General features: G+C 49.8%; 13 protein-coding genes. All 13 read left to right on the top strand.

Going from position 1 to position 16,095, the window contains the following annotated elements; genetic code table 11:
- The first annotated feature begins 279 nt into the window (after positions 1-279).
- The 13 genes from MKY82_RS18955 (at position 280) to MKY82_RS18895 (ending at position 16,058) form a co-directional block, all read left to right on the top strand.
- Positions 280-1,839, top strand: coding sequence for an arylsulfatase (locus tag MKY82_RS18955; RefSeq protein WP_339294104.1), 1,560 nt, complete (start codon positions 280-282; stop codon positions 1,837-1,839).
- Between the two features lie 63 nt (positions 1,840-1,902).
- Positions 1,903-2,556: a SprT family zinc-dependent metalloprotease gene (locus tag MKY82_RS18950; protein ID WP_339217855.1), complete on the top strand. Its 654-nt coding sequence runs from the start codon at positions 1,903-1,905 to the stop codon at positions 2,554-2,556.
- A 263-nt stretch (positions 2,557-2,819) separates the two neighbouring features.
- Positions 2,820-3,422, top strand: a complete 603-nt coding sequence (locus MKY82_RS18945) for a histidine phosphatase family protein (RefSeq protein WP_339294103.1) — start codon at positions 2,820-2,822, stop codon at positions 3,420-3,422.
- 459 nt (positions 3,423-3,881) lie between these two features.
- On the top strand, positions 3,882-4,706 hold the full coding sequence (locus tag MKY82_RS18940) for a GNAT family N-acetyltransferase (protein WP_339294102.1): 825 nt from the start codon (positions 3,882-3,884) through the stop codon (positions 4,704-4,706).
- A gap of 148 nt (positions 4,707-4,854) precedes the next feature.
- On the top strand, positions 4,855-5,796 hold the full coding sequence (locus tag MKY82_RS18935) for a copper amine oxidase N-terminal domain-containing protein (protein WP_339294101.1): 942 nt from the start codon (positions 4,855-4,857) through the stop codon (positions 5,794-5,796).
- 219 nt (positions 5,797-6,015) lie between these two features.
- A complete protein-coding gene (locus tag MKY82_RS18930; RefSeq protein WP_194543148.1) occupies positions 6,016-7,320 on the top strand; it encodes a sugar ABC transporter substrate-binding protein in 1,305 nt (434 codons plus the stop codon).
- Positions 7,321-7,354: 34 nt separating this feature from the next.
- Entirely contained in the window at positions 7,355-9,067 is a 1,713-nt protein-coding gene (locus MKY82_RS18925) for a histidine kinase (protein ID WP_233354976.1), read from the top strand.
- Positions 9,064-10,716, top strand: a complete 1,653-nt coding sequence (locus MKY82_RS18920) for a response regulator (RefSeq protein WP_233354975.1) — start codon at positions 9,064-9,066, stop codon at positions 10,714-10,716. The genes MKY82_RS18925 and MKY82_RS18920 overlap by 4 nt, the downstream gene beginning before the upstream one ends.
- 201 nt (positions 10,717-10,917) lie before the next feature.
- On the top strand, positions 10,918-12,246 hold the full coding sequence (locus MKY82_RS18915; RefSeq protein WP_339294100.1) for a sugar ABC transporter substrate-binding protein: 1,329 nt from the start codon (positions 10,918-10,920) through the stop codon (positions 12,244-12,246).
- Positions 12,247-12,353: 107 nt separating this feature from the next.
- Positions 12,354-13,280 carry a sugar ABC transporter permease gene (locus MKY82_RS18910; protein ID WP_220684914.1) on the top strand — a complete coding sequence of 309 codons (927 nt, stop codon included), beginning with the start codon at positions 12,354-12,356 and terminating at the stop codon, positions 13,278-13,280.
- Positions 13,281-13,292: 12 nt separating this feature from the next.
- Positions 13,293-14,120, top strand: a complete 828-nt coding sequence (locus MKY82_RS18905) for a carbohydrate ABC transporter permease (RefSeq protein ID WP_194543146.1) — start codon at positions 13,293-13,295, stop codon at positions 14,118-14,120.
- Positions 14,120-15,088 carry a phosphoglycerate dehydrogenase gene (locus MKY82_RS18900; RefSeq protein WP_339294099.1) on the top strand — a complete coding sequence of 323 codons (969 nt, stop codon included), beginning with the start codon at positions 14,120-14,122 and terminating at the stop codon, positions 15,086-15,088. The genes MKY82_RS18905 and MKY82_RS18900 overlap by 1 nt, the downstream gene beginning before the upstream one ends.
- A gap of 40 nt (positions 15,089-15,128) precedes the next feature.
- Entirely contained in the window at positions 15,129-16,058 is a 930-nt protein-coding gene (locus tag MKY82_RS18895; RefSeq protein WP_339294098.1) for a dihydrodipicolinate synthase family protein, read from the top strand.
- Positions 16,059-16,095: the final 37 nt, after the last annotated feature.

Genomic DNA, 16,095 nt, shown 5'->3' with positions numbered 1-16,095 from the left:
AGTTTCAATGGATTTTGGAGCAGTTTGCCAGCATCAAAATGAAAGGAGCCGCAAAATTGCGGCTCTTTTTCACTTATAAGGTGATCCTCATCAACAATTTCTTCAACAGGGACATAGGAATTTAATAAAAGGAATTGAATGAATTCGGACGAATACTTTCAATAGATCATCTCGTTGATGGGAAACTGCAATGCGTTATTAGTCAGTGGGTGCCGTCCCGATAAAGTGGAGTTGACCAAAACCAAGAAAGCGCGGGGTGTAGTTGAAGGGGGAAAAGTGATGAAATCGAGTCAAAATCTGGGAAGGCCGAATGTTCTGCTCATTACAGTCGATCAGATGCGCTTTGATTGTCTCAGCATAGCGGGTCATCCTGTCGTCGAGACGCCTAATCTGGACGAGCTTGCGAGGACTGGTGTGCGGTTTAGCCGTGCATATTCAGCCACACCGACCTGTGTGCCTGCAAGGGCAGCCATATTCACCGGGCAATCACAGCGGGCACATGGCCGGGTCGGCTACCAGGACTGTGTGCCATGGGAGTACAAGAGAACGCTGCCGGGGGAACTGGCCGGTGCCGGTTATCATACACAGTGTATCGGAAAAATGCACGTCTACCCCGCACGAAATCTGATGGGGTTCCACAATGTCATGCTCCACGACGGTTATCTGCATCACAACCGTAATTACCACAGCATTCCGATGCAGGAGCATTACGATCAAGTCGATGATTATTTGCCATGGCTTCGTGAGAGAGTGCCCGGCGCGGATATGCTTGATCTCGGTTTGGATTGCAACGCATCGACCGTCGCCCGTCCTTGGCATTTGGCAGAAATGCAGCATCCGACGAATTGGGTGGTAACACAGTCTATTGATTTTCTGCGTCGCAGGGATCCCGGAAAGCCATTCTTCCTGTGGATGTCTTTCGTCAGGCCCCATCCACCGTTCGATCCCCCACAGGCGTATCTGGATCTGTATGAGGATGCCGATATTCCGGAGCCGCCGGTTGGTGATTGGGCGCAGACGGAGGACCCCAATCTGGAAGGGTACTCCCCTATCACAGGGCGGGGACTGGTACCGAAACGCCGCTTGCGTAAAGCGATGGCTGCCTATTACGCCCTCATTACGCATCTTGATCACCAAATTGGCCGCTTCTTGCAATCGTTGAATGAATATGGCGAGCTGCAGAATACCGTGATTCTGTTTACATCGGACCATGGTGAGCTGCTTGGAGACCACCATTTATTCCGGAAGTCTCTTCCGTATGAAGGAAGCACCCATGTGCCGTTTATCGTCAACGATCCGGGCAACCGATTAGGCTTGCAGCGCGGCATGGTGGCGGATCAAGTGGTGGAAATGCGGGATATTATGCCTTCGCTGCTGGAGGCGGCTGGCGTGCCTATACCGGATACGGTCGAAGGAGAAAGTATCTGGAGACTTGCCTCAGCAGGAAAGGAAGAAGGGCTAAGCACTCAGACTTGGCGTCATCATCTGCATGGCGAGCATGCACAAGGGGTGCAGTCCAATCACTGGGTGACCGATGGGAAGGAAAAGTACATTTGGTTCTCCCAGACGGGTGAGGAGCAATTTTTTGACCTGGTTCTTGATCCGCTAGAACTGCATAATGCGATTGCGGATGAAGATCGTCAAGATCGCATCAGATATTGGCGCTCTGTGCTCATACAAGAGCTCGATGGACGTGAGGAGGGGTATACGGATGGGCAGCAGCTGATCATAGGCCGGAAACCAACCGCAACACTATCCCATATCTTGAATGGAGCGGATCATATCCGATCAGATCGATTTTCTCCAGCGGAATTTTCCGTAAATCCTACCACCCAATAGAGGAGGATTCGGTTCTATTCTGATACAATGGAGATACATCCTTATAGAAACGAAGCTGAATATATGAAAATTGAACTAGGACAACAACAAATAGAATGTCATGTAGAATACGGCCCCCGCCAAAAGATGTCCATCCATATCGATCCTTCAGGTCTGGTTACGGTGAAGGCGCCGAATCATACAGGTGATGATGTCGTGATAAAGGCCGTAAGGCAGTATGGGGATAAAATTTTGAAACAACTGCAAGCGATTGAGTCCGCTCGAAATGCTCCGAAGGTGAAAGCATACGAAGAGAGTGGCAAGTTTCTGCATCTTGGCCAATATTATTCGCTTGATGAGTTAATTGAGACCCATGGGCTGACGGAAGATGCGCTCCAACATGAGCTGAAGAAGTTCTACTTTGCCAGCTGCAAGAAGGTGATCGGGGAGAGGATTAAGATCTATCAGAAGCAGCTGAAAGTCTCGCCTAAATCCTTCACCATTGAGGAGTCGCGAACGAAGTGGGGCAGCTGCAGCTCTTCCAAACATCTCACCTTCAATTACCGTCTTGCGATGGCGCCCCGTGAGGTCATTGACTATGTGGTCATTCATGAGCTCTGCCATCTCATTCACATGAATCATGATCGCTCTTTCTGGCGACTTGTTGGCAGCGTAATGAAGGATTACAAAGCGAAGGAAGCGTTCCTGGCGAAGTATGGACACGCCATGACTCTATAATATGATGGAGAACAAGCTGCACAGAATGCGTTAGCATGGACGTAAACAAGCAGCTGAGATCTGGCCAAACGAAACGAATCAAAGTCAATAACAAAAACACATGCAGCAAGGCCGAGCCGCCAATTTGGCGGTTTTTTTTGTTTATTATCCGTTAACTGCGGCGTTGTGTCTTTCCATATAATCCAAAACGATGTAATATCTAATTAGATATTCGTTTAATTTAACGATTATCTAATTGATGGATGTATGAAAGGAATGAAGATATGAGCACAGAGTTTTTCCTTGTCAGACATGCTGAGAAAGAAAAGCGAGTTGGAGATGTTTCCATTTCACCCAAAGGAATAAAGCAGGCTCGTAAAACGGCAAAACATTTTAGTAAAATGTCCATTGAAAAAATGATTAGCAGCCCGCTGAATAGAGCAACGCAGACCGCTCAGATTGTGGCTGAAGCAATTCATATAACCGTATCAGAGGACAGTCGCTTACGGGAACGTGCGAATTGGGGAGACTCGCCTGGTCAAACGTTTGAGGAGTTTGTTGAGATGTGGAATCGCTGCACCAAGGAACGAGACTATATGCCTCCAGTTGGAGATTCCGCAAAAAGAGCCGGTGAGCGGTTGACTTCCTGCTTATTAGAGCTGTCCCATCAACATCCATACGAAACCATTGTTATTGTGACTCATGGCGGTTTGATCACAGACTTTATGGTAAACGAGTTTACCGAGGAAGAGTTGAACCATAAACACCCGAACTTTATCATTTCACAAAGTAATCTGGTCCCAGAATGTTCTATAACTCATATCAGGTGTTGTAATGGTCGTTTTACATTAATCGATTTTGCCAACACAGCGCACTTAACCCGTTGACAAAAACCCGAATTTCGGGTTTTATCAACATTCCTTCGCTCCGAATGGGCGGCCGCCATTGGGAACTCGCATCAGCTGCAACTGATGGCAATGGATCTGTCGGCGAATTACACATTGACCTTGGGCACGGAAAGCGATGATGATTGCAGTAGATTATGGAATCATGAAGGGTTATCCCAACAACATGTTGAAACCCCAATCTCATGCTAGCCGTGCTGAAGCGATTACCGTGATTTGGCGCGCCATCGAGGTAAAATAAAAAGGCGTGGATTAACGAGTGTTGAATAAAAGAAGGACTTGTTGGCATTTAGCCACAAGTTCTTTTTTCTGTGGGTGTCAACGCCCCCTCATCATGTAAGTATGATAAAGTAGAACTCAGCAGACAAATATGTTGTCTCCCGGCTAGTGTTCGAATATATATAACTGAGTTTATTGATGCGACAGGTGAAAGGAGGAAATATGTTAACGACACAGCAACTACAAGAGATTGAACAATTGCAAAAAGAGTGTGAAATTCATGATCATGTACAACTGAAGCTTAACTGGGACATGCTTAGAGAACGCAAAACGGAGCCGTTCGATTATTTTCATTATAATGAGAATGGCGAACTTATAGCATTTTTAGGTCTGTATGCGTTTGGTTCTACTGTCGAGGTATGCGGCATGGTAAAGCCAAGTGAACGTCGAAAAGGACATTTTGGGCGGTTGTTTCACCTGGCAATGGAATATGTAAAATCAAATGGATACAAGAAAATCTTGCTGAACGCGCCTGCGGGATCCGATGCGGCAGTATTCTTTTTGAATAAACAAGGTGCTGAATATGCATTCTCGGAGCATCAAATGGAATGGCGGCATACACCTCTGGAGGACACGGACGATATTCTTCTGAGACAGGCAACTGAAGAGGATTTCGAAATGAGCGTTCATTTATCCGTAACGGCGTTCGGATTGGACGAGGATGACGCCAGAGCGATGGAAAACCACCGTTTTGCGGATCATGTGGATATGCTCATGATTGACGTGAACGAAGAAACGGTTGGAAAACTTCGGGTGAGCCGTGAAGAGGGGCAGGCGTGGATTTATGGTTTCTCCATTTTGCCGGAATATCAGGGCAGAGGCATAGGCAGAAAAGCGCTTCGCCAAGTCATTAAAGAGCAAAGCTCTGCCGGTTATACGGTACACTTAGAAGTCGAAACGAGAAACGACCATGCTTTGAGATTATATGAGTCGGTTGGATTTGAGGCAGTGCATGTACAAAATTATTATAAATATGAATGCAAATGACAATATGATATAAGTGCAGAAAAGTCGCCATTAGGGCGACTTTTTCATTTTAACTGCGAATCTTCAATTTAACGTATATCTATTGAAGTCTATTTATTCTGCCGATAATGAAGGTGCGTATATTTTTGATCATTCAGGAGGAATTATCATGAAAAAAACAGTCATCCTGCTCACCATTGCGGCACTGATGTTTGCGACCGCCGCAGGCACGATCTCAGCCAAACCGGGTAACACCCCACCTGGCAAGACAAGTAACGTGGCATCGTCAAAAGGACCTAAAGAAAAAGAAACTCGAAATGAAGAGCATCAAATCGATGAAGTCGAGGCATCGGTTACGACCAGCAAAGAAGAAGACCAAGTGGATGATTCCGCACCTTCAGAAACAGAGAGCACAAACGACAGCTCCACCGATAAAGCGGACGCCAAGAACAAAGGGCACCAAGGATACAAAGGTTTGCTAAATGCGATTCAAAATGTTAAGGATAAACCGGCAGGCGCCGTTTTAGCGAATATTTTGCTTACCGAATATGCGGCCAAGCTGACGGACGAGCAACAACAACAGCTGGAAGCCATTATTGAAAAGGACAAGGCGTTAGAAGCGGCTGCGGGCATGCTTGAAACAAACGGTAACGTAACTGACGCTGTGTATTTGCAAGAAGAAGCCATTCAAGCAAATTTTAAAAATCTGGATCTATACAAAACCTTGGATAAGCTCAACAAAAAGGCAGGTAAAAAGAATGGGGTTCAGCTGTATGTGAACGGCGAAGCTTCTGACACCGAGCCTTTTGTCAAAAAAGGCAATACCTATGTTCCTTTTCGCGCTATTGCCGAGGCTTTGGAAGCAGAGGTAATATGGGATCCTGAAAAGCGTTCCATCACCGTCACGAAGGACGGGGTGAGCATTCAACTCCTCATCGGCAGTAAAACAGCAACCGTTAATGGCAAGAAGGTCTCGTTGGATGCTCCGGCTACCGTTACCAAGGGCAATACGTATGTACCCGTACGCTTTATAAGTGAGGCATTGAATGCAACCGTCAAGTGGGAATCAGAAAGTCAGACCGTTGTTGTTTATGAAGAGGAAGCAGAATAGGTGAATTTCTTTGCCGCTGATTTGGAGTGTGATCAGCGGCTTTTTTGTTTAAATAAAGTCTTTGATAAATAGGGGTATTTCGTCTGCCGAAAAGCCGTATGAGAATCAGGACTATACTTGATGCTAAATATGTGTACCATATGTTAAATTTTTTCAGTGTCTTCTTCATTGTAAACGCTTTAATATCGATTTATGACCGACTGAACAGGAGGGGGAGTTATGAAGGCTGCAGGACGTTTCTGTAGGGTGTTATGGATTGTCGTCATGATGGTGTCGGCAGCTGGATGCATGGCGGGGAGGAACGGAGCTGACAGCAGCATGTCCGAATCGGAACGACCGTTTGACAACGTGCGGATTACCGCATATATGGCCAAAAACCCAGTTGCGGATATCCTTCGCGCCCATCTTCCCGAATTCGAGAAGGAGACGGGCATCAAGGTTGATTTTCAAGCGTTGACCAATGAGCAGCTCAGCCAAAAGATGTTCGTTCAGATGACCGTAGGTAGCGAAAGTCCCGACGTGTTCATGATCCGGCCTTTGGAAGAGCTGAGTTTGTATGAGAACAATGGCTGGCTAACGCCCTTGGAATCGTATGCCGAATCGGATCCACGTTACGACTTTGCCGATTTTTCGTCAACGGCGCTGGAATCGGTAACGGTGAACGGAAAGCTGCTTGCCGTCCCGCTTTCAACCGAGCAGCAGATTCTATTTTATCGCAAGGATTTGCTGGAGAAAAAAGAAATCGAAGTGCCGCAGACTTTGGACGAGCTGGAAGGGGCGGTCAAGCAGGTGCACGATCCCGAGCGTGGCGTCTACGGTTTTGTTGCAAGAGGGCAGCGAAGCGCTCTCGTCACCCAGCTCTCGTCCTTCGTATACTCCGAAGGCGGAAATTTTACGAATGAGGATCAGGCGGTACTGAACTCAAAGGAAGCGGTCAAGGGTATTGAACGGTATGTAAGGCTCCTCGGAAAATATGGTCCACCGGATGTGCTGAACTACAGTTGGACTCAGTCCGCGGAGTTATTCGCTCAAGGAAAGGCGGCGTTTTTCACCGATGCCAGCGCGATCTACCCCATGCTCACGCAATCAGGACTGGCGAAGGAGAAGATTGGGTATGCGCTGTTTCCGGCAGGCGATGCCGGCCGCAAGCCCTACAGCACTACCGCTTGGGGCATCGCGATCAATGCGAAATCGGCCCGCAAGGATGCGGCCTGGGCTTTCATCGAGTGGGCCTCGGGCCGGGACATGGTGCTGCAAGCCCAGAGGATTGGTAACCCGGGAGCCCGGAGCTCGCTGTGGCATGACAAGGAAGGCATCTCCGGCTTTCCGGAGGAGCTGATTCCGGTGATCAATGAATCCATCCCGATCGGAATGAGCTATGATCGTCCAAAAGTCATTCACGTGAAGGAAGCACGGGACATTATCGGCAGCATCGTAGTGAAGGGACTCATCGGCGAAGATGTTGGGGTTGCTGCGGAGTCGGCAAACGTTCAATTGCAAGAACTTATCGACAGCGAGAAGTAGAGCGAATCGCTCTGACACGGGGGTATGTTTTTTGATGAAGCGGTTAAGAACAAGTACGTTTGCGAAGCTAACAACACTGCTGGCGGTCTTGGTTATTCCGATTATTTTGCTGTATGCCTACTCCCATCAGGTCAGCATCAACGTCGTTCGTTCGGCTGTGGAGGAGGGCCAGCGGAACCGACTGACGTTTTTCATGAGTCAGATGGACAACATGATCGATCAGCTAACCAAATATTCGGTGATTGCGAGCAATGATGACGGGATCAAGAGTTATCTGGCGGAGCGCTCACGAAGCACTCTCATGGAACGAATCGACAGCCAGCAGCGGATCACGGATATGTTGAATATGCAGATTGCAACGAGCAGCTGGGACAGCCAAATCCTAATGTACGTAATGCAGTATCAAGAATTGCTGACTACCGACTTGTCGGCAAGGTATGATGCCGAATACTTGGCTCATGCCCATGAGCAGAACTGGTCTTATCATCGGGATTCGCGAGGACAAGCTTTTTTCAGCTGGATGAGAACGTCCGCTTCTTCACAGGATCTGATCGTGGAGGTCCGTTTCACCGACCAGAATCTGGTCAATATGCTGAATCGGTTGAAACAGGATGGGGACAGCGAGCCCTTCCTGTATGCACCTGACGGAACTGTTATTGCCAACAGTACATCGGTCGAGGAGACGATACAAATGGCGGCCGGCATCCTGAACGAGATGCAGCTTGGGGAAGAGGGCAGCCGAATCGTGCAATCCGGGCAGGGCAAATATGTAATGAATTATGTCTTGTCCAGCAGTTTGGGCTGGTATCTGGTGGATTTCGTCCGACTGGACAGCGTTTATTCTCCGATCACTTTAAGCAGCACCCTCTTTTACATTTCCGTATCGCTCCTGCTTGTTCTCGTCTTACTGCTGACATTGTTGTTGTACCGCAATGTTCAGCGTCCGATTTCCCGCCTGCTTCATGCGGTAAGAAGGATCAGGGACGGTCAATATATGACGCGTCTGAAGGATGTGCCGAAGAACGAATTCATGTATCTGTTCCATTCCTTCAATAATATGGCGGAGCAGATCGAGGAGCTCATCGAACGGGTATACAAAGAGTCTTTGCGATCCAAGGAAGCCACGCTTAAGCAGCTCCAATCGCAAATTAACCCTCACTTCCTGTATAACTGCCTGTTTTACATCAAGAACATGGCAAATCTCGGTGAGAAGGAAGCTGTCGTAGCCATGGCTCTGAACTTGGGGGAGTATTACCGGTACACGACTCGACTGGAAAATCCGACCGCGCCGCTTGAAGAGGAAGTGAAGCTGGTGGACAATTATTTAACGATTCAGATGCTGCGACTTCAGCGCCTAACCTTCGAGATCGAGGTTCCCGAAAGCATGATGCAGCTGGAGATTCCGCGTTTATTGCTCCAGCCTATCGTGGAGAATGCCGTCATTCATGGCGTTGAGGATCAATTGGATTTTGCGATGATTCATATTTCCGGAGAAACCGAAGGGAGTCGATGCAGAATCAGAATTGACAACAACGGCCAGGGCATGGACGTTGGCATCATCGACAAGCTGAAGCGGCAGGTCGAGGAGCCTTTGAACGAAAGCGGGGGATTCGGTCTGTGGAACATTCATCAGAGACTGATCACCCGGTACGGCAAACATGCGGGTTTGACCTTCTCGGAATCGCCGTCAGGAGGGCTTCGCGTAGAATTATGCTGGGAAGATCCAAGTAGGGCAAGGGGGGGATGATGTTGTATACATTGCTGATTGTTGATGATGAAGCAAGCGTAGTAGAGGGGCTGGCGCATACGATACCTTGGCAGACAATCGGGATTGATGAGGTGCGCAAGGCATACTCCGCTTTCGAAGCGCTGGAAATACTGCAGACGCAGCCGGTCGACATTATGATTTCCGACATCACGATGCCACGGATGAACGGGCTCGAGCTTATCGAGATTACGAGATCGAGATGGAAGAAGATCAAAACGATCCTGCTGTCCGGTTATGCCGAGTTTGCTTACGCGAAAGAAGCTATAACGCTTGGCACTTACGAATACCTGCTTAAACCCGTCAGCGACGAAGTCGTGCTTGAAAAAGTAGGCGGAGCTGTGGAATCGCTGCGGCAGGAGCGTGAGTCCAGCGAAACCTACAACCGTGCGGTTCAGGCTTTTCGAGCTAATCTGCCTCAAATTCGAGGCGAATTTCTGAATCAGCTGCTTCAAGGCATGAAATCACCGAAGAACGTTTGGGCCGAAAAACTGGAGCTGCTTGAAATGAAATCCGCCATCGGCAATCAAGCGGCCTTGATGCTCGTACGGATGGAGGACCGCTTGACGGAAATGAGTCCTTATGACTCCTCCATCATGGAGTACGCGATCGGTAACATGGCGGACGAGATCTTCGGGGAACGGTTTCGGTTGTGGCGATGCAGGGACATACACGGATATCTCGTCTTTTTTGTTTTTGTAAGCGATGAATCGGCGGACAGGATGCACCCCCATGGGCATGCACAGGAAAATGAACTCAAGCATCTCGCGGCGCAGTTACAGATGAACGTCAGCCGTTACCTGAAAGGAACGATCTCCGTCCTGATAGGAAAACGAGGTTTCTTTCCGGAAGATGTCCGAAAGCTGTACCAGGACAGTCTTTTCGCTTTGCGCCGCCATATCGGCAGTCACAGTGATATGTTCGTTTACGCAGAAGATGAAGAGGAGCTTCATCCGGTCCGTTCCTTGCAAAAGTGTTATGAGCCCCCGCTTCTCCCTCATTTGCTGGAATCCGGCAGTTGGAAGCAGATCAAAGAGAAGCTTGAGCAGATCCTCAAGGAATTGTCGCTCGCGCACAGCCAATCGCAGGAGCATGTAATCGAAGCCTTTTTCTTTATATACTCCTCGTTAAGTGCCTATGCGCACAAGAACGGACGCAGTCTGGCCGATATCGTCGGAGCGTCCCTTGCGGACGTAACGGGACTGTCGCAATGCACAACCGCGGCCACGCTCGGCAAATGGGTGGGTCAAGTGCTGCCTCTACTGGAGTCTAGCGCCGAACAGGCAACCCGCAGCGACCGGAGCGCTTCCGTGTCCCGGATGAAACGGTTCATACGGGACCATCTGTCTCAGGATATTTCCCTTCAAGCCATTGCGGATCATATGTATATGCATCCGGTTCACGTGTCCCGCCTCTTTAAAATGGAGACCGGATCGAACTTAAGTGATTATGTGCTCCGGTTGAAGATGGAGCAAGCGGCCGAACTGCTGGCCGACCACTCCTTGAAGAGCTTCGAAGTTGCCCTGAAGCTGGGATACCACAACCCGAACTATTTTATTCGGGTGTTCAAAAAGTATTATTCCGTGACGCCCCAAGAATACCGAAACAGCTTGGAAGCCGGAAAGCCCTAATAAAGCCTGTATGCCGTCCGTTTCCAGCCATGCGTTTGCGCTGGAAGCGGGCTTTTTTTTGTGTAATTCGGCCGCTGCTTTCGATAGCGTCATCATGTTAAGTAAGGAGAGCGGATGTTAAGCCTATATCATTTAACCCAGTTTATGAAGCCCTTACAATGAATGGTGTAAGGACATTCCACTATATGCTGAGGGGTGAACATGATGAAGAGGAAGAAAAACTCCATACGATGGGTAACGGCAGCTTTAGTCATGATATTGATGGCAGGATGCAGCGTAGGGGGAACGGGAGGCAGCGGATCAGGGAATGCCGAGCCTGGCAAGGAAACCCTGACATTCTGGATGAAGAAGCAGATGTTCGAAGAGCAGAACCAGATGATCCAAGAGAGGGCAAAGCAGTTCGGGGAAGAGCATGACGTGAATGTCAACGTGGAGTTTATCGCGTACGAGGATTTTTATCCGAAATGGTCGGCAGCCATCGAATCGGGTACAACGCCGGACGTCTCCTTCTTCGGCTACCAGGAAGTCGGACAATTCTATGCCAAGGACGTTCTAGAGGATGTTTCCGACGTTGTGGGTAGCGTGGAGAACGGAAACGGGGAAATACAGGACAGCTTGAAAACCTCCGTAACGTTCGAGGACAAGTTATACGGAGTGCCGTTCTGGACCGAGTCCACGGCTTTATATTACCGTAAGGACATGCTTCAGGCTGCCGGGTACAGCGAGCCGCCTGGAACCTGGGAGGAGTTCCGTGAAATGGCGAGGGCACTCACGGATTCTTCCAAAGGGATATACGGTGCAGGGCTCGGTTACGGGAAAGGCAATTCGGATGCCGAATGGCTGACCCGGGCGATCATCTGGTCCTACGGAGGTTCTCTCGATACCGAGGACGGCAAGAACGTGGCGGTGAAGTCGCCCGAAACACTTCAGGCGATTCAGCTGATCAGGGACATTTTCATCGAAGATAAAGTTACGCCTCCAAGCTCTATCGGATGGGATGACAGCGGCAATAACAAATCGTATTTAAGCGGCCAATCGGCCATGATCTTCAACGTCGGCAGCTTGGCTGCGACGATCAAGAACGATAATCCCGAATTGTACGAGAATACAGGGATCGCCATGCTGCCCGCAGGACCGAAGGGAGCTGTAGTTCCTGGCATTAGCAACAATCTGGGCATATTCAAGGCATCCCGGAACAAGGAGCTCGCCAAATCCTTCATCGAATATATGACGGACAAAACGTGGTACGGCCAGTGGGTGCAGAACGGGGCTCCATTGACCGGTCCGATCTACACGGATCTGGCAAACGAATCCGTCTGGCAGGAGGAGAAGAATAAAGGATTCGTCGACTCCATCGCACATTTCGCTTTCCTTGGATACCCTGGGGAGTATAATCCGAAAGCTGGAGAGATTTATAACCTTCGATATGTCAACGACGTCTTCCAAAAAATGCTGCTGGATTCAGGCTTCACGGCCCAGCAAGCAGTGGACGAATTACAGAGTAAGATCGAGGCGGTATACGTTAAGTAGGGTTATGACTTAACCGCGCATCAGGCTACCGCAGTCCGAATACAAGGCATCGATGCAAGGTCCGTGGCTGCGGACGAGCCTGAAGCAACAGAAAGAAGGTGCTCTCAATGAAAAGCTTGGAAGTCCAAACAACACCGGGGAATACCCCGGCGCCTAGGCGGGAACAAGGCGGTACAAGCAGCAGGCTGGCCTACCTCCTCATGAGTCCGGTGCTAATTTATTTGCTGGCTGTTATGGCGCTCCCTTTTTGCTGGGCGGTCTATCTTAGCTTGACGAATAAAGTGGTCGGTGTTCCCGAAACATTCATCGGGCTGCGGAACTATGTGGAGTTGTTTACCGATTCCGTGTTTTGGAAGGCGGTATGGAACACGGCTGTCTTTACGATGGTGGCGGTTATTCTGAAAGCGGTGTTTGGGATGATTATGGCTCTCGTGCTCAACGAGAATATCGTTGCCAGAAACTTTTTTAGGGTGATGCTGTTTCTTCCATGGACCATTCCGACCATTGTTTCCGTATTTACCTGGCAGTGGATTTATTCCGACGTCGGAGGCGTGCTGAATGCCATTCTCCTCAAAACAGGGCTCATCGACAGTCCCGTCGGCTGGCTGGCCACACCGGACCTGGCCATGTTCTCCGTCATTCTCGTCAACGTGTGGCGCGGCATTCCGTTCATGGGCATTGCCATTCTGGCCGGCCTGCAGACGGTGTCCAAAGAGATGTATGAAGCCGCCATGCTGGATGGAGCGGGAGCAGTCAAGCGGTTTTTCTACATGACGCTCCCCTCGGTAAAAGAAGTGACCATTCTATCTTCCGTCATCACCACCATCTGGACGCTGAACGATTTCGAGATCATCTGGCTTCTGACACGCGGCGGCCCGGACAACGGCACGCAGGTGCTGTCCACGCTTAGCTATACCGTCGGCTTTCTGAACATGAGTCTCGGTAAAGCCATTGCGATATCCCTCATTACGCTGCCGCCGCTGATCATGCTGATCCATTATGTGACCAAGCGTTCGCTAGCGTCCGACAAGTAAGGAGTGATCTTGATGAAGAATTCGCTCGGCAAACAAATTACGGTATACTCGACGCTCGCGCTGCTGCTAATATTCGCGCTCTTTCCCTTATATTGGATGGTGATTACCTCCTTCAAATCCAACGGGGAGATTTATTCCATGAGGCCTTCGTTTTGGCCGAAGGAATTTCTCGGCACTGCCTACGATAAGCTGATCAACGAAAAGGGCTTCATGACGAATATCAAAAACAGCTTGTTCGTCTCATTGATCGTATCCTTGTTCTCGATCACGGTCAGCATGCTGGCAGCGTATGCGATCTCCAAGCTCAAGTTTAGGGGGAGAAGCTTCATCTCCAAGAGCATTCTCTATGCATACCTGATGCCGAGAGCCGTTCTGTTTATCCCGCTGTACATGCTGGTGACGGCAATCGGCATTAACAATTCCATTTACGGCCTCATGCTGATTTATCCGACGATCACGATTCCGTATGCTACGTGGATGCTCATTTCCTATTTCAAATCCATCCCGGATGAAATCGAGGAAGCAGCCATGATCGATGGATGTTCGCGAATCCGTACGATGACCCACATCATTTTTCCATTATCGGCGCCAGGCATTGCGGCTACCTTCATTTTTTCGTTCACTTTATGCTGGAGCGAATATTTGTACGCTTTGGTCGTTGTCACTAAAGGCGCAGACAAGACGATCACGCTGGGACTGTCGGATATGATTGTCGGCGACGTATTCGCATGGGGACCCCTGATGGGCGGCTCCATCATTGCATCAATTCCGGTCATCGTAATGTATTTGTTCACATCGAAATATATGGTAAGCGGAATGACGGTAGGAGGTGTTAAATAATGAAGGCGAAAAGGGTATTAGTAACGGCTACGAATTATTCCAAACTGTGTGCGGATGCGAAACGGCTGCTCGAGAGCTATGGATGCGAGATTATCGAGAATCATTTCGGACGTCCGCTGACGTTCGAGGAGCTGAAGGAAGTGGTAGGATCGGTCGACGGCGTCATTGCCGGCGTGGACACATGGAATGAGGCGGTATTCAAGCTTGCGCCGCAGCTTCAAGGCATTGCCCGTTTCGGCGTCGGTGTGGACAATATCGATTTAGTGGCTGCAAGGAAATATGGAATACGAGTGACCAATGTACCAAGGGGCAATGCCAATGCGGTGGCCGAGCTGACGATCGGATTGATGATCTCGGTCCGCCGGCACATTCCGGCGCTGGATCGGTCGACGAAGAACGGCGGATGGGAGCGCATTGTCGGCTCCGAGCTTGCTGGGGGAACGATCGGCCTTCTAGGGTTCGGTAATATCGCCCAGCTCACCGCGAAGAAGTTGAAGGGTTTTGATGTCGAGATTATCGCTTATGATAAGTATCCAGATACAGCCAAAGCGTCGGAATACGGCGTAACAATGACAACCTTCGAGCATGTGCTGGCGCATAGCGACATCGTTAGTATGCATCTACCCAGCCTGAAAGAGACGCGCCATATTATGAATGACAAGGCTTTTGAGAGGATGAAATCATCCGCCATTTTCATTAACACCGCGAGAGGAGCCGTCGTCGATGAACAGGCGCTGTCGCGGGCGCTTTCTTCCGGAGTCATTGCTGGAGCGGCAATCGATGTCTACGAGTCCGAGCCCGTATCCGCCGACCATCCGATCCTGCAGAGCAGGAACCTGATTGCGACGCCGCACACCGCAGCCGAAACTTTAGAGACGTATACGCGGGTCAGCATGATAACCGCTCAGGCATTGCTGGATATATTCGAAGGAAGGGAACCGCAAAATATACTCACAGCAAAAGAATAATGTTCAACCATTGATACGAACCATTCGGGAGGGGACGCATATGTATCAGATCATTACCGACGGCAACTGGCCGGTTATGCTAACGCCGTTTACGGAGCAGAACGAAGTGGATTACGAGGCCTTGGAGCGGCTTATCGACTGGTATATCGAGCGGGGGGCCGACGGCCTGTTTGCCGTATGTCAATCCAGCGAAATGTATACATTGACCCTGAAGGAGCGCGTTTTGATCGCCGCCTTCGTCAAAGCGAAGGCGGCCGGCAGGGTACCGGTCATTGCATCGGGTCATGTATCGGATGCGTTTGATGATCAAGTAGCGGAGCTGAACGCAATCGCGGAAACCGGCGTCGACGCCGTGGTCCTAATCACGAACCGGCTCGCCGCTGCTGAGGAATCCGATGATGTGTGGCTGGCGAATCTCGATAAGCTGCTCGCGCGCATTCCGGAACACGTACCTCTCGGATTGTATGAGTGTCCAGTCCCGTATAGGCGCCTTCTGACACCCGAAATGCTGAAGACATGCTCGGATACCGGACGCTTTCGGTTTATCAAGGACGTGAGCTGCGACCTGCGGCTGATCGGGGATAAACTCGAGGCGGTCCAAGGCGGGAGTCTGAAAATCTTCAACGCCAACACGGCTACGCTTCTGGACAGCTACCGGATCGGCGCTTTCGGCTTCAGCGGCGTGATGGCCAACTTCCACCCTGAGTTGTATACGTGGCTGTTCCGGAATTGGGAAAGTCAACCGGAAGCGGCAGGGGAACTGTCCGATTTTCTAAGTGTGTCGTCATTTCTTGAAAGGCAGCTCTACCCGGTGAACGCCAAGTATTATCTCATGCTGGAGGGCGTACTGACGAACTATCGCTGCCGTTCGAAAAATCATGAGGAGTTCAGTGCCACCAACCGGTTGGAGGTCGAGCAATTGTACCGGGTGTCCAAACAATATGCCCGGAAGTATCCCGTTTTTGCTTAACGATAAAGAGTTAGAGTCGCCTATCATGGCGGCTTTT

Origin of the sequence: Paenibacillus sp. FSL W7-1279, assembly GCF_037969845.1 — a bacterium.
Classification (GTDB): Bacteria; Bacillota; Bacilli; order Paenibacillales; family Paenibacillaceae; genus Paenibacillus_AQ.
The sequence above is the reverse complement of the archived record's forward strand: the minus strand, read 5'-3'. Positions and strand labels throughout refer to the sequence as shown.